Origin of the sequence: Mariniflexile sp. TRM1-10, assembly GCF_003425985.1 — a bacterium.
Lineage (GTDB): Bacteria > Bacteroidota > Bacteroidia > Flavobacteriales > Flavobacteriaceae > Mariniflexile.
Map to the genome: position 1 here is coordinate 3,363,312 of NZ_CP022985.1, position 23,525 is coordinate 3,386,836.

Genomic DNA, 23,525 nt, shown 5'->3' on the forward strand with positions numbered 1-23,525 from the left:
AATAGGTATGGAAAAAACTCTATGTATATAAATTATAAACATAGAATTTTTGGGCTGGACGTAATTAGGGCAGCAGCCATTATTTTAGTTTTACTTTCGCATACTACATTATTGCTATTTCCTGATAAGGAAAATACACTACTTACCATCATTCGCTTTTTTGGAACCATAGGAGTCGATTTATTTTTTGTATTAAGTGGTTTTTTAATAGGTGGCATCATTTTAAAGCAGCTCACTCTTGAAAAAACAGCATTAAAGGATTTTGTCCATTTCTGGATAAGACGCTGGTTTAGAACTTTACCCAATTATTTTTTAATTCTTATTCTAAACATTTTTTTAGTATATGTTTTTTATGGTGAAATAGTAAATGGTATAAGTCATTACTTTATTTTTTTACAAAACTTTTCAGAAGAACAACCAAATTTTTTTACTGAATCCTGGAGTTTGTCAATTGAAGAATACGCCTATATCGTTGGTCCTTGTTTATTGTATTTTTTAGTTTTGATTTCAAAAGGGATTCCAAAACATTTACTGTATCTATGTGTAACCGTGCTAATAATTTTATGTGTTACCTTGTTTAGGTATCATTTTCATGTAAACAATGTAATAAGTTCAGGTCAACAATGGAGTCACCAATTACGGAAAGTAGTTATTTATAGAGTCGATAGTATTTATTACGGTTTTATTGGAGCTTATTTTTTTATGTACTTTAAACCTATTTGGGAACGGTATAAAAAGCATCTTTTTTATCTGGCTTTTGTCATTTTTATAGGTTTGCATACCATTATTTTTGTCTATCATATAAGTCCGGAAAACACATCTTTATTTTATAACATTTTCTATTTGCCAATAGTGTCAATAAGTTTGCTTTTGTTTTTTCCTTTGGCTACTTCTTTAAAAAATGAGAGTATTTTGAAATCGAAAATAACCAAAATAAGCATTCTGTCGTATGCCATCTATTTGATAAATTATTCTATTGTGTTATTAAGCATTCAATATTTTATAGATGTATCACAGGCATCCTTCATCATTAAAATAGTAATTCTATTTATGTATTGGTTATTATCATATCAACTTAGTTACTTGCTGTTCGTGTATTTTGAAAGGCCAACAACGAATCTAAGAGATAAAAATTTTTTTAAAACAAGAATCGATTAAATAATCATCATTATTAATCTGAAAATATTGAAAAAAATATAATCAGATTAATTTAAAATGTGACTATAATAAATCGCAATATAGAACAATTGTATTGCAGCGTTTGTTTTTACTTCTAAAGATTAATTTAGTAATTTGCGAAACTTTTAAAAAAACAAAAAATTAACTAGAAGACATGGCATTTGGCACTGATTTATTAATAGGGTTTTATGCTAGAAGACGAAATTTTATTCATGCTGTACAAGAAGTTGTTGAACAACTGACAACATTTTCACTTTCTTTAAAAATAGTTTACACTTTCCTTTGGGATAGTATACTAGTAGAAATCTTTGAAAGAGGTTTGGATAAGGTAGATTTTGCTTTAAACAAAAAATCAAGTCAGCATGCTTCCGCACAAGTGCCATTATCACAATTCATGAAAATCAATTTGATTTAATTGAATTTAACATTGAAAACATTTTTCTTATGAACATTTATGAAGATTACATCAAGGAGATCGAAGAACGAAAAGGTCAGGGGCTTAATCCAAAGCCAATTGATGATGCCGAATTGTTAAGCGCAATTATAGAGCAAATTAAAGATTTAGAAAATAAGCATAGAGTGGATTCTCTTAACTTTTTCATATACAATGTTGTGCCTGGTACCACGAGTGCTGCTGACGTGAAAGCTAAATTTTTAAAAGAGATCATTCTTGGTGAATCAGTAGTGGAAGAAATCACGCCTGCTTTTGCTTTAGAGTTACTGTCGCATATGAAAGGAGGCCCTTCTATTGAAGTATTGTTGGATTTAGCTTTAGGGGAGAATGCCACTATAGCTAAAGAAGCTGCGGAAGTTCTCAAGACACAAGTTTACCTGTATGAAGCGGATACAGCACGTTTAAAAGATGCTTATGAAAAAGGAAGCGCGATTGCGAAAGATATTCTTGAGAGTTACGTTCAAGCTGAGTTTTTTACTAAGCTTCCAGAGATTGAAGAAGAAATAAAGATAGTTACTTTCATTGCTGGTATTGGTGATATTTCTACAGATTTACTTTCACCTGGAGGTGATGCGCATTCAAGATCAGATCGTGAGTTACACGGTCAGTGTATCTTCGAACATAATAAAGAGATGCAAAAGAATCTTTTAGCGTTAAAAGAACAGCATCCAGACAAACGTGTGATGTTAATTGCTGAAAAAGGAACGATGGGAGTTGGTTCTTCAAGAATGTCAGGAGTAAACAATGTGGCGTTATGGACAGGCATTCAAGCTAGTCCATATGTACCATTTATCAATATAGCTCCAATTATTGCTGGTACAAACGGTATCTCTCCAATTTTCTTAACGACCGTTGGAGTAACAGGAGGTATTGGAATTGATTTAAAAAACTGGGTAAAGCAAAAAGATGCTGATGGAAATACAATATTGGATGCTGATGGAGAACCAGTATTAGAGCAAAAATATTCTGTAGAAACCGGTACGGTTTTAACGATAAATACCAAAGAGAAAAAACTATATAGCGGCGACCAAGAATTAATGGATATTTCGGCTTCATTAACCCCACAAAAAGTGGAGTTTATCAAAGCCGGAGGATCTTATGCTATCGTATTTGGTAAAAAATTACAAACATTTGCAGCTAAAACTTTAGGAGTTGATATCCCTCAAGTGTATGCACCATCAAAAGAAATATCTATTAAAGGTCAAGGTCTTACTGCAGTCGAAAAAATATTCAATAAAAATGCTGTTGGTAATACACCAGGAAAAATATTGCATGCAGGATCAGATGTTCGAGTTGAAGTAAATATTGTTGGTTCACAAGACACAACAGGTTTAATGACCGCTCAGGAGCTAGAATCTATGGCAGCTAAGGTTATTTCTCCAATTGTTGATGGTGCTTACCAATCAGGATGTCATACAGCTTCAGTTTGGGACAATAAATCCAAAGCCAACATTCCAAAGCTAATGAAGTTTATGAATGACTTTGGTTTAATTACGGCGCGTGATCCTAAAGGTGTTTATCATTCCATGACGGATGTCATCCATAAAGTATTAAATGATATTACCATTGATGATTGGGCTATCATTATAGGTGGCGACTCGCACACGCGTATGTCAAAAGGTGTTGCTTTTGGAGCAGATTCTGGAACGGTTGCTTTAGCTTTAGCTACAGGAGAGGCAACCATGCCAATCCCACAGTCAGTAAAAGTGACTTTTAAAGGGAATATGAAGAGTTATATGGACTTCCGTGATGTAGTTCATGCAACACAACAGCAAATGTTAAAACAGTTTGGAGGTGAAAATGTATTCCAGGGAAGAGTTATAGAAGTTCATATTGGAACATTAACCGCAGATCAAGCCTTTACATTTACTGATTGGACTGCTGAAATGAAAGCGAAAGCTTCTGTTTGTATTTCGGAAGATGAAACTTTAATCGAATCTTTAGAAATCGCTAAATCTAGAATCCAAATCATGATAGGGAAGGGTATGGATAACGATAAACAAGTGCTTCAAGGATTAATCGATAAAGCTAATAAACGAATTGCAGAGATTAAATCTGGTGAAAAACCTGCTTTAACTCCTGATGCCAATGCTAAGTATTTTGCAGAGGTAGTTGTCGATTTGGATGCTATTATAGAACCAATGATTGCAGATCCTGATGTTTATAATGAGGATGTTTCCAAGCGTTATACACATGACACTATCAGGCCGCTTTCATTTTATGGAGGAAATAAAAAAGTAGATTTAGGATTTATTGGATCTTGTATGGTTCATAAAGGAGACATGAAAATTCTTGCTCAAATGCTTAAGAATATTGAATCTCAACAAGGAAAGGTTGAATTTAATGCACCGCTTGTTGTAGCACCTCCAACATATAATATTGTTGATGAATTGAAAGCTGAAGGTGATTGGGAAGTATTACAAAAGTACTCCGGTTTTGAATTTGATGACAATGAGCCTAAAGGATTGGCTCGTACTAAATATGAAAACATGTTGTATTTAGAGCGTCCAGGTTGTAACCTATGTATGGGGAACCAGGAAAAAGCAGAGCCAGGTGATACGGTGATGGCTACGTCAACACGTTTATTCCAAGGAAGAGTTGTTAAAGACTCCGGTGAGAAAAAAGGAGAATCATTACTATCTTCTACTCCAGTAGTAGTTCTTTCTACAATATTGGGTAGAACCCCAAATTTATCGGAGTATGAAGCTGCGGTAGATGGCATTAATTTAACAAAGTTTAAACCATCCCATAAGTTGTTGGTTAATTAATCAACCAATTCATTCTAATATATAAGAGCTCAAGTTTTAGACTTGGGCTTTTTTATTATTAAGAACAGGCTCTTACTTTTCAATCTTAATAATTAATATGCTTTATTGCCTCTCTATAATTTTGTATATTGTACTACTAAAAAAAATGAATATTAAATTAATTATATAGATCCTATGGCTTTTGATATTGAAATGATTAAAGACGTTTATTCTCGCACGAAAGAACGCGTAGACATTGCTAGAGAAGTGGTTGGAAGACCATTAACCCTTTCTGAAAAAATATTATACAATCATCTTTGGGATGGAAACCCTACAAAGGCTTTCGAGAGAGGAAAAGATTATGTGGATTTTGCACCAGATAGAATAGCATGTCAAGACGCTACGGCTCAAATGGCTTTATTGCAATTTATGCAAGCAGGTAAAAGTAAAGTTGCTGTACCCACGACCGTACATTGCGATCATTTAATTCAAGCTAAAGAAGGTGCTGCTGCCGATTTAAAACACGCAAACAGTGTAAGTAGTGAAGTATTTAATTTCTTAGAATCTGTTTCAAATAAATATGGTATTGGGTTTTGGAAACCAGGAGCCGGTATTATTCACCAAGTAGTTTTAGAAAATTATGCATTCCCAGGCGGGATGATGATTGGTACCGATTCGCATACTGTAAATGCAGGTGGATTAGGAATGGTTGCTATTGGTGTTGGTGGAGCCGATGCGGTTGATGTTATGGCAGGTATGGCTTGGGAACTTAAATTCCCGAAATTGATTGGTGTTAAATTAACAGGTAAATTATCTGGTTGGACAGCACCAAAAGATGTTATTTTAAAAGTAGCTGAAATTTTAACCGTAAAAGGAGGAACAGGCGCTATTGTTGAGTATTTTGGCCCAGGTGCCATTGCCATGTCATGTACTGGTAAAGGCACTATCTGTAATATGGGTGCTGAAATTGGAGCAACGACTTCTACTTTTGGTTACGATGAATCCATGGAGCGCTATTTACGTTCTACCGATAGAGCAGATGTGGCTGATGCTGCAAATGCTGTAAAAGAATATTTAACAGCAGATGCTGAAGTTTATGCAAACCCAGAACACTATTTCGATCAAGTAATAGAAATCAATTTAACTGAATTGGGCCCGTTATTAAATGGCCCTTTCACACCAGATTTATCTACATCTGTTGGTAAAGATATGAAGGAGAAAGCAACGGCTAACGATTGGCCAATCGCCGTAGAATGGGGATTAATCGGGTCGTGTACCAATTCATCATACGAAGATTTATCGCGTGCATCTTCCATTGCACAACAGGCTATTGATAAAGGTATTAAAATGAAATCAGAATTAGGTATCAATCCTGGCTCTGAACAAGTGAGATATACTGCCGAAAGAGATGGGATTCTTCAAGTATTTGAAAGATTGGACGCTAAAATATTCACAAATGCTTGCGGACCATGTATTGGGCAATGGGCGCGTTATAGCGATCCTAAAAATGCACCAAAAAACAGCATTGTTCACTCATTCAATAGAAACTTTGCTAAACGTGCCGATGGTAACCCAAATACACATGCGTTTGTGGCTTCACCAGAAATCACGGCAGCCATTGCCATTGCAGGACGTTTGGATTTCAATCCGATGACTGATACCTTAATCAATGAGGATGGACAGGAAGTGATGTTTGATGAACCAACAGGGTGGGAGTTACCACCAAAAGGCTTTGCGGTTCAAGATAATGGTTACTTAGCTCCTGAAGTTGATGGAAGCCATGTACAGGTGAATGTGTCTCCAACTTCAGAGCGTTTACAATTATTAGAGCCTTTCGAACCATTAGGAAATGCTATATACGGCGCTAGATTATTAATTAAAGCATTTGGAAAATGTACTACCGACCATATTAGTATGGCTGGACCATGGTTACGTTTCCGTGGGCATTTAGATAATATTTCAAACAACTGCTTAATTGGTGCGGTCAATGCATACAACCAAAAAACAAATTTTGTTAAAAACCAATTAACTGGTGAGTATGGTGGTGTACCAGATGTACAGCGTCAATACAAAGCCAAAGGCATTAAAACAATTGTTGTGGGTGACCATAACTATGGCGAAGGATCTTCTCGTGAGCATGCTGCTATGGAACCACGGTTTTTAGGCGTTGCTGCAGTTATTGTAAAATCGTTTGCGCGTATTCACGAAACAAACCTAAAAAAACAAGGGATGTTAGGTTTAACCTTTGCTAATGAAGCCGATTATGATTTAATACAAGAAGATGATATTTTCAACTTTTTGGATTTAAAGGAATTTGCTCCCGATAAGCAATTAACCCTTGAAGCAGTACATGCAGATGGTAGCATAAATATTATCAAATTAAACCATACTTATAATGATGCTCAAATAGCATGGTATAATGAAGGTTCTGCCTTAAACTTAATTAAAAAGCAAAATGCCTCTTAGATTATAGTTATGACAAGTTATAAAAAATCCAGCAATTTGCTGGATTTTTTGATTTATAAAATTTAGCAAAAACATATATAATCGTGTTTTTACCAAAACACTTCATTAAAAAGTGAGTGCCATATTTATGAGACACCCGCTTTAAAGGATTATTACTTTTCATTGTTTGATTCTTTATAATTTCTAATTGGCACAAATCGAACCGAAATATGTGGCACAATGACTCCGAAATCGGTGGCACAATCCGAACCGAATTAGCCAAGCCCATCCTGTTTACATATTTCTTGGTTTTCTAATTATCTTTTCAATTTAATTCTATTCCTAAATCCATATACAATTCTTCCAGTTGAAAAGAAATCTCAATAACATAAGCTCCACTTTCTTTTAATTTTTCTATTTGTTTTAATATTCTATTAATTTCTTGAACTACATGAATATAATCCTCATACAAGATATCATTGTCAAATTTTAAAAACACAACATCAGTCTCTTCTAAAATCTTTTTTAGATTATTACTATCTATTATTTTGCCTTTATGCGTAAGCGTTTTATTTAATGATACTTTGAGTGTATTATGAGTATGCTTTTTCAAAACCTCATTAATATCTTCTTTTTTGCCAGAATATATTATATCTTCAAAATCATTATACCACATACTTGGAGGAGGAAGTGGTGGTGCGAAAGGAAATCCTTCTACCAACAAATCATTTTCTTCTTCCATAGTTAAAATTTCTTCTAATCCAAAGTTTTTAGCTGAACCATAGTTTCTAAAAGCAGTAGCTTTTAAGCCTTCAATATTTTCAGTCATATAAAATAACCATCTATGATTTGGTATATATTGCTTAATTTTAGAAACAAATTTGAATGGTGTTTTAATATCTGCATAAATTAAAACTAATGGTATGCCCATTGAAATATTCTTATTTAATTGATTTAAAAAAGTATAATTTACATCTTGAAAATATTCTAATTTTTTATCATCATTAAAAACTTCTTGGTTTTTTGTTATGTATAAACTATATAGGCTTGTTAAGTTATTTATTTCGATATCTTTGCCACCATTGGGTAAATTAATTTCGTTTTTTGGTTGCGTAAAGCCTTTTAAGGCAAGTAACATTATTAATAAAAAGGTAAATTTCATTATTTTTAAGTTTTAAGGCAACTCATTTTTTTGAGTTGCCTGTTTTCTAACTATAATTGTTTTATAAATTCTTTTTTTAAATCTTCATAAATTGAAAAGATTTCTTTTAGAATTTCATTTAGTTCTTCTTTTGATGAATATTTAGGTAAACCATATTTAAGTCTTTCAAAAGGAATACCTAAATCTTCTGGAAAAAAATCAATTCTTCCTTGAGGTTCAATAGTTTTTTCCAAAAAATCAATGTAAAGCAATGGTTCAACTACTCCTCCTTTCAAGACTATATGTAAAAAAAATGAAAGGTTATTATGTGTGTCTTTTATTTGATAGAAACTACCATTAGAAATATATTTATACTTATAACCAAACTCATCTAAAACTCCTTTTTGCAGTTGCATTGTAGAGTCTCTCATTCTGTTGTCAAAGTCATTGTGCTTTTCGCAAATTGATTGATAACGATTTACAAAGTTTATTTTTTCAAAAATTTGTTTAGTTTCCATAGATTTATTCTGTTAAATATTTAATTCTTATAAGCACATTATTATCAACATTAAATTGAGTTAACACTTGCTGAAATATAGTACTATTTTCAAAAAAAGATCTATTTGATAAAGGTATTTCCAAAAAGTAATCGCCATCTAGTACTTTATTATCAAAGAAACCTTTAAATTTAGGGGCATTTATTTCAGCTCCTTTAGGATATTTTGTAATTAGTTCCTGCAAGTAACTTTTAAAAGTTGCTGGTTTAATATCTACTAAAGTTGTGGCTTTTCTTGATATAATTTCTTGTCCTGGCATATAGGAATCCAATCGTTTACCATTTTTTAGAGTAACTTCATTATACTTATAAACATCTCTCGCTTTTTCATTAAAATCGTGTCCACGTTTAAATAGGACTTTAACTTCCTCCCAAGTGAGGTTTCTGCCTTTTTTAGCAGATAGATCTGCGATTTCCTGTCCAACCTCGATAATTATTTCATCATCAAGAAAGTCACCCTTTCTTAAAGCTTCATCAATTAATTCTCTTGTGCCTGGAGCATAACGTTCAAAATGTTGCAGGGTTTCTTCGGTTAATTCCTTTACGGTTCTTGTAAAAACCTTATCACCATTTTTAATGACTACTTTCCAAACTTTGTCAATGCCTTTACCTATTGGTTTTAATAGTTTAGAGCCGGGAACTATTTCAAGCATAAGAAAACCGCCACTTATAGCCCTGCTTTGCTCACCACCGTCAAAATCCTTACCGTCAATTAGGATAATGGCATCTTCAAGCGGTGTTGCGTATCTTCCAGCTATTTTCACTCCAGTCCAAAAAGCATCTAATAAAAAGTCGATGTCTGCTTTCGCCGTTGGTGATGGTGGTGGCATTCTGTATTCATACCATCTTTTCGTACTATAACTATAAATGTAATTGTAGCCGTCAGTAGGATATTCAGTAGCGGCAAGAGTACCAGCGTCTTTTTTGTTAATGATACGTTTGGTTGCCGATTGGTACAAAACAAGGCCATTATCCAACAAATACATTTTTTCACCAAGATATGGGGTATATGTAGCTTTATATTTCAGTGACGGTCTGTTTGGAAAAGTACCTGTTATTGAAAAGTCCCAACCCTTGTAGTTGGCAAGTTCAGCATCACAACGCATTTTGGCTTCGGTTAGAGCTTCTGCCGAGAACAAATTAGCTACCAAAAAATTATAAATTTCAAAAACAGTTTGGGCGTTGCTGTTAATCCAGCTATCGTACAGGAGAGGTTTTAAGTTTAGTTCACTTTTTACGACATTTATCTTCATCAGCTCCTCACTGTCAAAAGGCGATGGCGTAGGCGAGGTTGTTGAGCCACCAGTACCTCCATAAGTTGTTCCACCAATAGTTACGGTAGCAGTATTACCTTGATGATATTCTTTATAATCTTCTTCATAATAAAGAACAGTTTCGCAATATCCAGCGGTTAGTACCCAACCATAGTCAAATTCAATTAAATTACTATCCCCATTTGTGAAATGGGACCCGGTTCTAACATATTCATATGAATATACACATACATAAGCAGATTTTGTTCTTGCAAACAGGGAATTGAAATCCAAATCGATGGGTTTCATTGAGGTTTTCATTGATAAAGAATTAAAATCTTGGTATTTTAACTCATTTGCAGAATAATCATACCTTACCAAAAAGGCATCATATTCGTTTTGGTCGTTTAGCTCGAACATGACATTGGTTATTTTCTCGTCAGCTCCCTGAATTATGGGAAATGTGTAGGAATGGTAATTGCCGTTTTGTATGTATGTGGCCGAATCGGTGTAAATGGTAAAGTCGTATTCTTTGTTATAAACGTTTTTCCCGGAATATTTGCCCGATTTGTTTTCAATGACCTTGTCGTTGAATTCTTTTAGCTTTGAAACGAGTTTGGTATTTTTTTCAATGTTCTTTCTTGAATAGTGTTTGAGCGTGAATGTTGGTTCTTGGTTTTCAACTTGAATGGGTTCTTCTTGTACGTTTTCCTTTTCGCAGTTGGTCAAAAAAAGACAGATGGTGAATAACGTAAATCCGAACCTGAGTAATTTTTTCAATTTGTTTTTCATGTGCTCCGTTGTTTAAATTTAATTAAAGAGTGTTTGATAGATGGCATAAATAGCTTACAACTATCGTAATATAATTATTTCATTTATATCGTATAAACGAAATTAGATATTTTTTCTGACAACACCAAGTTGTTTTTACTTAAATTACTATAGAAAAATCCTAATAGCAAATCATCGGGATTTTCATTTTCATATAATAAAAATCATTTATAATTGTATTTTTACCAAAACACTTCGTTATGAATACAAGAGAACATCAGCTAAAAGCTTTTGATAGGTTATTGACTATTATGGATGATTTACGCAGCAAATGTCCATGGGATAAAAAGCAAACCATGGAAAGTTTACGCCATTTAACTATTGAAGAAACATATGAGCTTGGTGATGCCATTTTAGATAATGATTTAGAGGAAGTTAAAAAAGAATTGGGCGATGTATTGCTTCACATTGTTTTCTATTCTAAAATAGGAAGCGAAACCAATGATTTTGATATTGCCGATGTTTGTAATGGCATTTGTGAAAAATTAATTAGCAGACACCCGCATATTTATGGCGATGTAAAGGTTGAAAATGAGGAAGATGTAAAGCGAAACTGGGAAAATTTAAAACTAAAAGAGGGCAAAAAAAGTGTTTTGGAAGGTGTGCCAAATAGTTTGCCAGCATTAGTAAAAGCGAATAGAATTCAAGAAAAAGTAGCCGGTGTGGGTTTCGATTGGGAAGAACCCAACCAAGTATGGGAAAAAGTAGAAGAAGAACTTCAAGAGTTTAAGGATGAAGTGGAGAAAGGTGATAAAGATGCCATAGAAAGCGAATTTGGCGATGTCCTGTTTTCAATGGTTAACTACGCCCGTTTTTTAAACATCAATCCGGAAAATGCCTTGGAGCGGACCAATAAAAAGTTTACAAAACGCTTTCAGTACCTCGAAGAAAAAGCAAAAACTATAAATAAACCACTTAAAGATATGACTTTAGCTGAAATGGATGTGTTTTGGGAAGAAGCTAAAACCCTTTAATCGTATTAAAAGGTTTATTTGTCTTAAACATACAGAAATGCTTAGTTAATTGATAAATATTTATTTTATTTAGATAAATATTTAACCATTAATAATGTTTTTGAAAACAAATTACCTGTTATTCTATATAGTTTTTCTATTTATAAATAGCACCGTTTTTTCCCAAAATGTAGCTCCTACATTAACTGCAACGGGAAATCAATATTATTGCCCTAAAAGTCAAACAAAAATTGTTACCGATTTCAATATAGAAGATGAAGATGATACAGAAATAGAAGCCCTTTATGTACAAATTTCAGAAGGCTATATTAATGGAGAAGATACCTTAATTCTTTTAGGAAGCCATCCAAATGTTGCTACATCATGGAGTGCGTTGGAAGGAAAGTTAACTATTGAAGGAATTGCATCGGCACTTGTTAGTTATACAGACCTCACAGCGGCTATAAAAGACGTTGTTTTCCAAAGTACAAGTAACAACCCAACAAACAAAAGTTTTTCAATTACAATAGGCGATGCCAATTATTTGCCTTCTACGGGTCATTATTATGAATATATAGCTTCATACGGCATTACTTGGACAGATGCAAAGATAGCTGCGGAGAATAGAACCTATTTTGGTTTACAAGGCTATTTGGCAACTCTTACTTCTGCTGAAGAAGCCCAATTGGCAGGTGAACAGGCGGCAGGAGCAGGGTGGATTGGTGGAAATGATGTAGAAATCGAAGGTGTTTGGAAATGGGTTACAGGTCCTGAAGCAGGAACTGTTTTTTGGAATGGTGTTGCTAATGGTTCAACACCAAATTATGCTAATTGGAACAACAATGAACCAAATAATGTTAATGGTGGGGAAGATTATGCGCATATAACTGATCCGTCTATAGGCATTCCCGGAGCATGGAATGATTTAAGAGTAGGAGGCGATCCACCAGGGCTATATCATCCTAAGGGTTATATTGTAGAATATGGAGGCATGCCAGGAGATTTAGATTTAGAGATTGCGGCAAGCACAAATATTTATACTACACACATTGAATCTACTCAATCAGCATCCATTTGTGATGGAGGTACGGTTACTTTAAAAGCAAAAGCATCGCAAGGCGGTGATGTCTTATGGTTTGATGTGCCTACTGGAGGAATACCATTATATAAAGGAGATGCTTATACGGTGAGTATAAATGCGACTACCACATATTATGCTATGGCTTCAATAAATGATTGCGTAGCAGGCAATAGAATTGCTGTTACAGCTACAGTAACACAATCTCCGATTATAATTGCTGTAACTAACGATGTTATATGTGGCACTGGTAGTGGAACTTTATCGGCATCGGCATCAGCAGGTATAATAAATTGGTATGATACACAAATAGGAGGTACTTTATTGCAAACAGGAGCGTCATATACCATTTCAGGGTTAGATACATCTACAACGTATTATGTAGAGGCATCTTTAAATGGGTGTACAAGCACAAGAACACCAGTAACAATGGAAGTGTATCCAGTACCGGAGTTTGAAGTAGTAAAAACGCCAGTAATTTATTGTTTAGGCACAACTCCTATAACTTTGGAGACATTTAATGCTAAAGGAACTTATACCTATCAATGGACAAATGAAACAGGAGAAGTTATAAGCAATTTACCATATGTAGACGTAAATTCAGAAGGGCTTTATACCGTAGTCGCTACCTCAAATGGTTGCGATACTCTTTTATCGGTTTCGGTAAAGGAATCAGATGTAGCAACAATAACTTATGAGGATATTTCTATCGTAGAAGCATCCAGTAATAATAGCATAACCATAAACAATGCTAACAATAATTTAGGAATTGGCGATTATGAGTTTGCTCTTGATAATGTAAATGGTTCTTATCAAGATGAACCGTATTTTGATGATGTAAAAGCAGGTTCTCATGTTATTTATGTGAAAGATAAAAATGGATGTGGTAACGATCCTACGTCATTGGAAATTTTTATACTTGGTTTTCCTAAATTTTTCACACCAAATAATGATGGACAACATGATACTTGGCAGATTATAGGTTTAGGCACCGATTTTACCAACGCTTCAAAGGTAAACGTGTTTAACCGTTATGGAAAATTAATAAAGCAACTGAATGCTAAAAATGGTTTTTGGGATGGAACATTTAATGGGCAGTTATTAGCAGGTTCAGATTACTGGTTTGTGGCTGAATTGGTTGATTTTTCTGGAAATGTTAGAACTTACCGAGGGCATTTTAGTTTGGTTAGGTAACAAAACAAAGAGGCTGTCTAAAAAGTCCTTTAAATTTAATTTGTCAGGTTGAGACTTTTGTTAAAGTTTTTAACTAGCGAATGCGATGACGTATTTTGTGCAAGTTTAACAAAAAGTCACAATATTTCCGAGGCACAGCGTAGTGTTTATATACCTGTGGTTGAGTATGGTTTTCAGAAAATAGGGGTAGCGATTATGGTGCTTATTTATAATAATGCCCGAATGGTAGTCTAGCAAGCATAAAAATTTTCTGGGTGTGATTTTAAAAAATAATGTAGGATGAAAAAAATCAGGAAAAACGCAGGAGGGATCGATATCGGAGCCAAAAAAATCTTCATAGGTCTTGAAGATAAGGAGGTTCGCAGTTTTGATACCTTCACATCAGATCTGGAACAGGCGGTATCTTACTTAGAGGAAAACAATGTAACCTCAGTGGCCATGGAAGCCACGGGAGTGTATTGGGTCATCCTCTATGATATATTGAAGGCAAGAGGCATCGATGTATGGTTGGTGGATGGCAGGAGCACAAAACAAGTTCCAGGCAGAAAGACCGATGTAAAGGACTGTCAATGGATACAGCAATTGCACAGCTATGGTTTGTTGAACCGTTGTTTTGTTGCAGATGAACTGGTACATGAACTAAGGAGCTATCAACGCCTGCGCGAAGATCACATCCGTAGTGCTGCTATGCATATTAACCATATGCAAAAAGCACTGACCCTGATGAACGTTCGGCTAAAAGAAGTTCTGGACCAAGTTCACGGGGTAAGTGGATTGAAAATAATCAGGGCGATCTTAAAGGGCGAAAGGGATCCCGGGGTTTTGGTAAAGCTATGCCATGGGAGTGTGTTGAAAACAAAAAAGGAACTGATCCTTAAATCCTTGAAAGGGCACTACAATGAAGCAGGGCTATTTGCTTTGGGCCAAGCAGTGGTGTGCTATGATTTTTATCAACAACAAATTGCCGGTTGTGATCTGAAAATGGAAGAAGTCCTTAAAAAGATGGGGGCAAACCGGCCTAAAGTATCAAATAAGGCAACTCCACGAAAAAACGTGAGGCACCACAAACCAAATATAGAAGGAATGGACCGTTATCTATTGCAAATATTTGAAGGCAAAGATGCTACGGTCCTACCCGGTATAACAGATTATAATTGGATGCAGCTCCTATCGGAAATAGGGACTGATTTACATAAATGGAAAACAGAAAAGCATTTTACTTCCTGGTTGGGACTGGCGCCAAAACAGCACCATTCGGGCAAGATGAAAAAAAACTATAAGGCTAAAGGACAACCAAAGGCCGGCCTGATATTTAAGCAAGCGGCCACGAGCCTGCTCAACAGCAAGAAAATTGCATTGGGTGCTTTTGGCAGAAAGATAAGGGCAAAGAAAGGGGCATCACCGGCAATAAAGGCAATGGCAAGAAAACTGGCAGAGCTCTATTGGAAGCTATTTGTTAAAGGACTGTCATATGTAGAGAAGGGAATCAAAGATTATGAGGAGAAGATCTTGTTTAATAAACAAAAGAACATTATGAAAATGGCAAGAGAACTTGGTTTGTCAATTAGCTATAAAACAGCGGTTTAGCAAATACGTCAATGGTAGCTTGTCGAAACCGATATTGATTACCAGTAAGTTAAAATATTTCGACAAAGCCTGTGCTGAGCTTGTCGAAGTGCTCAATATGAAGGCATATCCATAATAATATAAACTATTGTTTTTCAATAAAATAGGTATTATATTAGAAGGAACAAACCCCGAAATTGCTCCAAACGGGCCAAAAACGGGGTTTTCTTTTAAAGTGTGATGCCAAAAATAATACGTTTAAGCGAATTTCAATACGAAATTCCAATTTTCGCCATCAATAAAGATTTTGATGGATTTTATGCCCAATTTCTAAAAACCGATTTGGGCAAAATTTACCTTTCCACGCCTTTTTCCGAGCTTGGTCAATCTTTCAAATTGAAAGATTCTAAAAAAGGAACCCATTGCTATTTTAGTCCCAAAGGGAAAATTGCCCTGATGATGCTCAAAAACTATTATGGATGCTCGGACAAGAAACTGATCGAGCTTTTGAATGGAAATATTTTCATGCAGTTTTTTTGCGATATTCTAATTCCCATCGATAAACCGCTGACCAACTTTAAGATCGTGAGCCAAATCAGGATGGAGCTTTCCAAGGGTTTAAATATTAGAAGATCCCAAGAAGTACTTGCCAAGAACTGGATTCCTTATATGAAGGACCTGGACAAAATGTTTACCGATGCGACCTGTTACGAGAGCGAAGTGCGTTTTCCAACCAATCAGAAATTGCTTTGGGAATGCGTTCAGTGGAACTACAGACAAATGGAATCCTTATGCCGCACTTTGAAAATCAAATTGCCCAGGACCAAATATCTGGATTGGTGCAGACGCTATAACGAGTATTCGAAAAAACGAAAGAAACAATCCAAATACCGCACAAAAGTAACCCGAGGGTTACTGAAATTACTGTACAAACTTAACGGTGCACTGGGTCAGATAGAAAATCAATATCCATTTGGATCCACCGCTAAATACAAGCGACAACGATCCATTATTGCCAAAGTTTACCGGCAACAGGCACAAATATTTAAAACAGGAAAAAGTGTTCCCGATAGAATCGTAAGCATCAGCAAAAGTTACATTCGTCCAATTGTGCGGGGCAAAGAAACCAAACAGGTAGAATTTGGAGCAAAAGTGAACAAAGTTCAAATAGACGGAATCAATTTTATTGAGCATATCCAGTACCGTGCCTTCAATGAAGGGACCCGTTTGCAGAGCAGTGTATCTTGCGCCCAAAACCTGACCAAGACTAAAATAAAAATACTGGGGGCAGATGCTATTTATGCTACCAATAAAAACCGAACATTTACCTCAAGTCGCAAAATCCAGACCGATTTTATCAGAAAAGGAAAGGCTGGTAAAAACAAAGAACAGCGTAAAATTTTGGCCAGAGAAATCAAAAAAGAACGTTCCACACGTCTTGAAGGAAGCTTTGGTAAAGAAAAAGAACATTACAACCTGAAAAAGATCAAGGCCAAAACCCAAAAGAGCGAGATTCTCTGGATTTTCTTCGGAATCCATACAGCCAATGCTCTTGAAATTGGAAGAAGAATTTACAGCTCTCGATTTAAAAACTTAGCTGCTTAAAAAAACGAAAGCTAACTTCGATGGGATACTTGTGTCCTGTTGGAAACAAAAACGCATTCTTTTCTATAAAATTATCCTTAAAAAACTCCAAATAACAAAAATGACCGATTTTGAAAATCAAAATCGGTCATTTTTTATGTTAGTTTTACTCAAAAGTACTCTTACTTCTGAATGTGCCTATGAACATAGAACTAGACTTTTTAGACAGCCTCTTTAATATAAATTTTAATAAAGCTCTTTTATTTTACTAAGCTTACTCTTCCACAATTTTAGGGCTTCTTTATGGGTTTTTATATTGTTGTGAACTTCTTTTACAAGTGGGTTGTCGTCTTCAACATTTGTAAAAAATTGTAGATTGTTTTCCAATTGATTGATTTGACTTTTTACTTCATCAATCTTTTTCCTTATAAAATAACGTTCGTTATCTAAATCTTTATTGTCGTCTGAAGCATTAATAATATCAAGTTTATTTTCAAACTTAATCATTTCTACTTCGTTTCTATCCATTTTTAGACTAGTTAGAAAATCTTCAATAGCTTTATTGAACTTGCCCTCTATGTAACGTTTGTCATTAGGAACCCGTCCTAAATCTTTCCACTTGTTTATGTATTCTTTTATGCTTTCAACATTTTTTTCTTTATCAGCAACTGGCTTTAAATTTTTTAGTGTTTCTAAAAGAGCTATTTTATTATTGAAAGCATCTAAACTTTCTTTATTTGCGGCATTTCGTGTCGCATGTAGTTTGTCGAAATAAAAATTACAAGCAGCCTTAAACCGTTTCCAAATTTTATCGCTGTCTTTACGGGGTACGTGACCTATTTTTTTCCAATCGCTTTGAATCTTTTTCATCAACGCGGTGGTTACCTCAAAATCGTCACTGTCTTTGTTGTCTTCGGCAATTTTAATTAAGTCTAATTTTTTTTGAAGATTGGTGTATTGGTCCTTTTTCAGGTCTTTATAAAACGCATTTTTTTGCCTGTTAAAAGTTCTTACAGACTCCTTAAATTTGGCCCAAGTGCTTTCGTTTACTTCTCTGGGGACTTTACCAATGTTAAAAAACTGTTCTCTTAAATCTTCAATCTCTTTAATTTTCTTTTGCCAGCCATTGTGCGAATTAGCGCCTTGTGCTGTTACCGCATTTATACTTTCAATAATTTCAAGTTTTTTTTCTAGGTTTTTTTCATAAACCTTATCTATCTGCTGATAATAAACTTGACGCTTATCGTTTATTTTTTTAGTTGCTGCTTTAAATTTTTCCCAGATAACTTCCCTATGTTCCTTATCTACAGGTCCAAGTTCTTCTTTCCACATTTTATGAAGCTCTTGTAACTCTCTAAAGGCACGCATCACGTTATCATCTGCGGCTAATTCTTCAGCACGTTCAATTATTAATAATTTACGTTCTAAATTATGCTTAAAGTCTAAATCGCGTAAGTCTCTGTTTAAATGTAAAAAGTCATAAAACATTTCTACATGGTGGTGGTAACTATTCCAGGCGTTGTTGTATTTGTCTCGGGGTATAGGGCCTGTAGTTCTCCAACGTTCTTGTAGTTCCTTAAAGTGTTTGTAGGTAGTATTTATGTTTTCTTCAACATTAATCAAACCTTTTAATTCTTCAATAATTTCAAGTTTGTCGGCTAAATTTTGTTTTAAGTTTTTTTCTAAATTCTGGTAATGATCGTTTAGCTTTTTTCGGTAATTGTTATATGCTTCTTTGTATCGTTTTTGTATTGGCGACACATAATAAAAATCTATTTCGTCACCACCATCGTTTAAAAATTCTTCTTTCTTTTCGTCTAATAACGCTTGAAACTTGTCTTTAAATTCACTATTAATTCCATCAACATGTGATTTTATGGCCTGAACTTTTTCGTTTTTCACAAGCCTTTCCAATTCAATGGTAAGAGCCTCTAATGACATGGTGTCGTAGGCTTTTACTTCAATAGTATGACGTTCCTTATTGCCTTCATCTTCGGCATCTTCGGCATTGGAATCTTCAATTTCATTGAAAACTTCGTCGTTTTGTTTGTCTGAATTTTTAATATCGTCGCTAGCACTTTCATTTTTGTCAATAGTTTTTTCTTCTGAAACAGATGGTGTATCTTTTGTTTCAGAATGATTTGTCTCTACCGACTTGTTTTCTTCCAAGACGTTATCAGAATGACTGGCATCCTTTTTAATTTCTTCTTTTCCTTCTGCTTTTGGCAGGTTATTTATATCAGACATTTTTAAAAATGTTAGGGTTCCTTAAATTACTTTTGTGTTTAAAGATACTAACAAGTCTATTATTTACAAAGTACTATGTGGGGTTTTAATGATTTGGAAGCTAATTTTAATGTAAATTCCAGATAGACCATGCCTTTTCTGCCTGTAATTTTAACATATTTAGGCCATTTATGGTTATTGCTTGTTGTGCTTTGCCTAATTTTAAAAATTTGGTTTCTTCAGGATTATAAATTAAATCGAACAAAATATGGTCGTTGGTAATAGCATTATAAGGAATATTAGGGCAGTTTTCTATATTAGGAAATGTGCCTAACGGTGTACTATTTACAATAATTTGATGGTTTTTAATGATATCTTTGGTAAGCGAGTCATAAGTGAAACTAACCCCCTCAGATTGTTTTCTGGAAACATAGTGGTAGGTAATGCCTAATTTTTTAAACGTATAAGCAATGGCTTTACTGGCACCGCCTGTGCCTAGAATTAATGCGTTTTTATGATGTGGTTGTAGATAGGGTTTTAAGGATTTTTTAAACCCATAACAATCGGTATTATAGCCAACTAATTTGCCTTTTTTTGTGATTTTTATAGTGTTTACAGCACCAATGGCTTTGGCCTTTTTGTTAATTTTATCAAGAAAAGGCATCACTTCTTGCTTATAAGGTATGGTAACATTCAATCCTTTTAAACCTTCGGTGTTGTTTATTATTGATGGAAATAAATCGATGCTTTCTATATCGAAATTTTCGTAAGTCGTATTGGTGATTTCTTCTTTTTCAAACTTTTCCTTAAAGTATGCTCTTGAAAATGAGTAGGAGATATTTCTACCTAAAAGCCCTAGTTTATTCATTGATTTTTCTGGTTTTTTGTCCGTAATATTCAAGTGCCAAAACTATAGCAATTCCAAGGAAAATAAAAGCGATAGCGTAATAAGTATCGGCATTGAGTTGAGGCATGTACCTTTTATAATTTAAAACGACTTTAGATCCAGTAGAATCTAATACATGCGTACCATCTTCGGCTAATTTATAAATGGTTTTTTTCCAAGGCCATACCACGCCCAAAGATCCAATTATAAAACCAATAATAGCCGAAAGTGTAATGCTTTTATAACGTTTTAAAATGTAACTTAAAATATGCGAAAAAGTCACCAAGCCAGCCACTGAACCCAATGTGAAAATAGCGAGTACTTTTAGCATTCTAATGCGTTCTGCATTATTAATAAACCCAAAATCCCCACCTAAAACCTCATAAAAAGTATCAAATAAAGCATTTACGGAATCTACCAAAAGCAACACATAATTCCCTAGAAGGATGAGTATAAAAGAACCTGAAAACCCGGGAAGTGTCATGCCCGAAACACTTATAATGCCACAAAAAAATACAAACCAAAGATTATCATTTTCTTTTGCAGGACTTAAAAAACTGATACTTAATCCAATTAAAATTCCTAGCGCTAAAGACGTGTAGGTTTTATAATTCCAATCTTTAAAATCTTTGTTTATATAATAAATAGAGCCGATGATCATTCCGAAGAAAACGCTCCAAATATACAATTCATAGTACTTAATAAAGTAATCCAATACTTTTGAAATGCTAAAATAGCTTACAACCATTCCGAAAAGTAGTAAGCTTAAAAAGCGACCATTGATATAATTATAAAAACTTTTAAAGCGACCATTGATAAGCAATTTAAAGGCTTTTCTATTTACTTTTTTGAGAGAATAAATAAATTCTTCGTAAAAACCAGCAACAAAAGCAACAACACCACCTGATATACCGGGCACTTTATTTGCAGCACCCATACCCAATCCTTTAAGAATTAGGAAAATTTTATCTTTGAATGTTCTGGTGCTTTCCATTATTGTTTTTTAGAACCTACCTTCTCAAGAATAAAAATAGTTAAAAATCCAAAAATCATTAAAAGGAATGCAAATGCTAGCATGCTTTCTCCTTGAAATGAAAAAGGAGAAACACTTTCTTGAAGTACGGGACTCATTATTCCCTTAGGATCAGTATGCCATGTTAACGTTTTTTTCCATGGCCATACTTTATTTAATGATCCTAAAATAAATCCAGTAAGTAGCGCTAAAGTGATATTATGATAGTGTTTAAAAAGCCATTTTAAAACGTGGCTAAAACTTAATAAACCAATAATTGCACCAGCAACAAAAATTGCTATTTTTTTTATATCGATGTCATGAATGGCATCGCTTAAGGTTTTATAAGCTCCAAGAATTATTAAAATAAAAGATCCAGAAATTCCAGGTAAAATCATGGCGCAAATAGCAATGGCACCAGCAACAAAAAGAAAATATGGGCTATTGTTAGTGGAGAATGCAGGAAGCATTGTAATATAAAAGGCAATGCCAGCACCAATAATAAAAGCAATAATAGCAGCTAAATTCCATTTTGTAATTTGTTTACCAACAAAATAGATACTAGCTATAATTAACCCAAAAAAGAATGACCAAATTAATATAGGATGGCTTTCCAATAAATATTTAGCAAGTTTCATAAACGAAACATAACTAATTATAATACCGCTTAATAATGCTAAAACAAAATTTCCATTAGCCTGACTCCAAAATGCTACAAAACCTTTATTAAAAAGGGTTTTAAAAAGTGACGCATTCACATTACTTATGGTAGAAACCAATTCTTCATAAATACCAGAAATAAAAGCAATAGTACCACCCGATACACCTGGAATGGCATCGGCAGCACCCATGGCTAACCCTTTAAGAGAAATGACGGCATAGTCTTTAATACGTCTTTGCATAGTTTGATTTTTAAGCTAAAACCAAAGGTATGGATTTTAGCTTGACGTTAGACTATTGATTTGTTTTTAGTAAATTTTTAACAAGTATTTTATTGGCAACTTCAGGGAATAGCTCGTCAATTATAAAAGTATATTCTTCGTTGTAACTTAAGCCGTTTTTTAAATGGAATATCCCTTTGTCGTTTTCGTTTAAAGAAAAATATAAACCAGCCAAACGATATTCTAATTCGGCATTTTCTGGATAAAACTCGACAGCTTGTTCAAAATTAAAAATTGCCGCTTCGGGTTCACCCAATTTAATTAATAAATCACCACGAGACAACCACGTGCTTAGCTCATAATTGCCTAGCTCTAATGTTTTTTTAAATCCGCGTTCGGCTTCTTCAAAAAGGTTTAGGCGTTGGCTGATTTGAGAATATAATTTCCAATAGGTTACATTTTCAGAATCAATATTAATGGCTTTATTAATATAGTATAATGCTTTTTGGTAGTTTCGCTTTCTGTTGTAATAACGTGTTATGGCAATCCAGCCTTTGTCTAATAAAGGGTCTTCATGTACCGTTTTATAGTAATATTGGACAGCTAGATCATCCTTTCTTAATTTTTCGTAGCAGAAACCAATTCGTAATAGTGCAAACGATGTAGGTTCATCTAGTTTTAAGGTAATGGTGTAGTTTTCTATGGCTTCTTCAAAGCGTTTTAGCTTTTCCAGCACTTTACCGCGTTCTATATAGGCACCCACAAAAGTGTCGTCTGAAATGATAGCAAAATCGAATGCTGCTAATGCTTTTTTATAATTTTTAAGGGTGTAATATTGTTTTCCTAATTGATGCCATGCCACTTCACAATAGGGGTTTTTATCTAAAAATATATTTAGATATTCGATAGCATCCTCTGTTTGGTTTAAAAATTCAAAACAATAGATGATGTTGTATAGAGCCGAATAATCTTCAATATCTTCCTCTAAACATTTCATGAAGTATTCTTTGGCTTCTTCAAATTGATCCAGAAATAAGTATTCCATTCCAATAAGTGAGTATAAATCGACTACATCATCAGTAAGTTCCAGTGCTTTTTTTAATACTTGAATAGCCTGTTCGTGGTCATCCTTTTTAGAAAAAATATTAGCCTTTTGAATGTAGATTTCTTCATTCATCGGGTCTAAATTATAAAGTTCGCTCAATAACGTGTCTGCTTCAATAAGTTTATCTTCAAACACATAAATCTCAACTTTAAAAAGTCTTAAATTAATTGAGGTTGGGTGTTGGTCTAAACCTAATTTTATGGCCTTTTTGGCCAAAGCAATTTTACCTTGATTAAGGTAGTGGTGAATGATGTTTTCAAATTCTTCGGAATCGAAGAATAAAACATGGTTTGTTTTTAGCATCGATTCAAACTTGGTTAATGGTAAATCGTTATTGTCATCATGACTAAACTCCATAAGCACATTTGTAAAGTTCTACTTGATTAAATTTAATGTTCTATTTCTTTTTATTAGTCGTAATAATCAAATGTTTT

16 protein-coding genes are annotated in these 23,525 nt (G+C 34.2%); 8 read left to right on the forward strand and 8 right to left on the reverse strand.

The genetic code is table 11. The annotated features are described in order from the left end of the window. Window positions 1-21 precede the first annotated feature (21 nt). The 4 genes from CJ739_RS14230 (at window position 22) to CJ739_RS14245 (ending at window position 6,846) form a co-directional block, all read left to right on the forward strand. The gene (locus tag CJ739_RS14230) at window positions 22-1,158 is read left to right on the forward strand and encodes an acyltransferase family protein (protein ID WP_117176470.1); all 1,137 of its coding nucleotides are present in this window, start codon (window positions 22-24) and stop codon (window positions 1,156-1,158) included. A gap of 175 nt (window positions 1,159-1,333) precedes the next feature. Continuing rightward, a complete protein-coding gene (locus CJ739_RS14235; protein WP_117176472.1) occupies window positions 1,334-1,594 on the forward strand; it encodes a hypothetical protein in 261 nt (86 codons plus the stop codon). 29 nt (window positions 1,595-1,623) lie between these two features. Further along, a complete protein-coding gene (locus CJ739_RS14240) occupies window positions 1,624-4,401 on the forward strand; it encodes a bifunctional aconitate hydratase 2/2-methylisocitrate dehydratase (protein WP_117176474.1) in 2,778 nt (925 codons plus the stop codon). A gap of 174 nt (window positions 4,402-4,575) precedes the next feature. Beyond that, entirely contained in the window at window positions 4,576-6,846 is a 2,271-nt protein-coding gene (locus CJ739_RS14245; protein ID WP_117176476.1) for an aconitate hydratase, read from the forward strand. 304 nt (window positions 6,847-7,150) lie between these two features. On the opposite strand, the gene CJ739_RS14250 is transcribed toward CJ739_RS14245, so the two are convergent. Genes CJ739_RS14250 through CJ739_RS14260 form a run of 3 tightly spaced genes read right to left on the reverse strand, consistent with a single transcriptional unit; the run spans window position 7,151 to window position 10,567 of the window. Beyond that, the gene (locus CJ739_RS14250; RefSeq protein ID WP_117176478.1) at window positions 7,151-7,987 is read right to left on the reverse strand and encodes a hypothetical protein; all 837 of its coding nucleotides are present in this window, start codon (window positions 7,985-7,987) and stop codon (window positions 7,151-7,153) included. Between the two features lie 50 nt (window positions 7,988-8,037). Continuing rightward, window positions 8,038-8,484, reverse strand: a complete 447-nt coding sequence (locus tag CJ739_RS14255; protein WP_117176480.1) for a hypothetical protein — start codon at window positions 8,482-8,484, stop codon at window positions 8,038-8,040. Window positions 8,485-8,488: 4 nt separating this feature from the next. Continuing rightward, window positions 8,489-10,567, reverse strand: a complete 2,079-nt coding sequence (locus CJ739_RS14260) for a hypothetical protein (protein ID WP_117176482.1) — start codon at window positions 10,565-10,567, stop codon at window positions 8,489-8,491. 239 nt (window positions 10,568-10,806) lie between these two features. Here CJ739_RS14260 and mazG point away from each other — a divergent pair, with 239 nt between their 5' ends. From mazG to CJ739_RS20645, 4 genes are all read left to right on the forward strand, one after another. Continuing rightward, the gene (mazG, locus tag CJ739_RS14265; protein WP_117176484.1) at window positions 10,807-11,580 is read left to right on the forward strand and encodes a nucleoside triphosphate pyrophosphohydrolase; all 774 of its coding nucleotides are present in this window, start codon (window positions 10,807-10,809) and stop codon (window positions 11,578-11,580) included. Window positions 11,581-11,680: 100 nt separating this feature from the next. After that, a complete protein-coding gene (locus CJ739_RS14270; RefSeq protein ID WP_162880221.1) occupies window positions 11,681-13,831 on the forward strand; it encodes an Ig-like domain-containing protein in 2,151 nt (716 codons plus the stop codon). A gap of 279 nt (window positions 13,832-14,110) precedes the next feature. Further along, entirely contained in the window at window positions 14,111-15,418 is a 1,308-nt protein-coding gene (locus tag CJ739_RS14275) for an IS110 family RNA-guided transposase (protein WP_117172209.1), read from the forward strand. Between the two features lie 219 nt (window positions 15,419-15,637). Next, window positions 15,638-17,002 (forward strand): transposase, encoded by a 1,365-nt coding sequence (locus CJ739_RS20645; RefSeq protein WP_117176488.1) that lies wholly within the window; start codon window positions 15,638-15,640, stop codon window positions 17,000-17,002. A gap of 225 nt (window positions 17,003-17,227) precedes the next feature. Here the strand turns inward: CJ739_RS20645 and CJ739_RS14285 are convergent, their stop codons facing one another. The 5 genes from CJ739_RS14285 to CJ739_RS14305 form a co-directional block, all read right to left on the reverse strand. Next, on the reverse strand, window positions 17,228-19,228 hold the full coding sequence (locus CJ739_RS14285; protein ID WP_117176490.1) for a DUF349 domain-containing protein: 2,001 nt from the start codon (window positions 19,226-19,228) through the stop codon (window positions 17,228-17,230). Window positions 19,229-19,334: 106 nt separating this feature from the next. After that, entirely contained in the window at window positions 19,335-20,075 is a 741-nt protein-coding gene (locus CJ739_RS14290; RefSeq protein ID WP_117179011.1) for a shikimate dehydrogenase family protein, read from the reverse strand. Beyond that, window positions 20,068-21,087, reverse strand: coding sequence for a DUF368 domain-containing protein (locus CJ739_RS14295; RefSeq protein ID WP_117176492.1), 1,020 nt, complete (start codon window positions 21,085-21,087; stop codon window positions 20,068-20,070). The genes CJ739_RS14290 and CJ739_RS14295 overlap by 8 nt, the downstream gene beginning before the upstream one ends. Continuing rightward, window positions 21,087-22,007, reverse strand: a complete 921-nt coding sequence (locus tag CJ739_RS14300) for a polyprenyl-phosphate transporter (protein ID WP_117176494.1) — start codon at window positions 22,005-22,007, stop codon at window positions 21,087-21,089. The genes CJ739_RS14295 and CJ739_RS14300 overlap by 1 nt, the downstream gene beginning before the upstream one ends. Before the next feature lie 52 nt (window positions 22,008-22,059). Next, window positions 22,060-23,448, reverse strand: coding sequence for a tetratricopeptide repeat protein (locus tag CJ739_RS14305; RefSeq protein WP_117176496.1), 1,389 nt, complete (start codon window positions 23,446-23,448; stop codon window positions 22,060-22,062). Window positions 23,449-23,525: the final 77 nt, after the last annotated feature.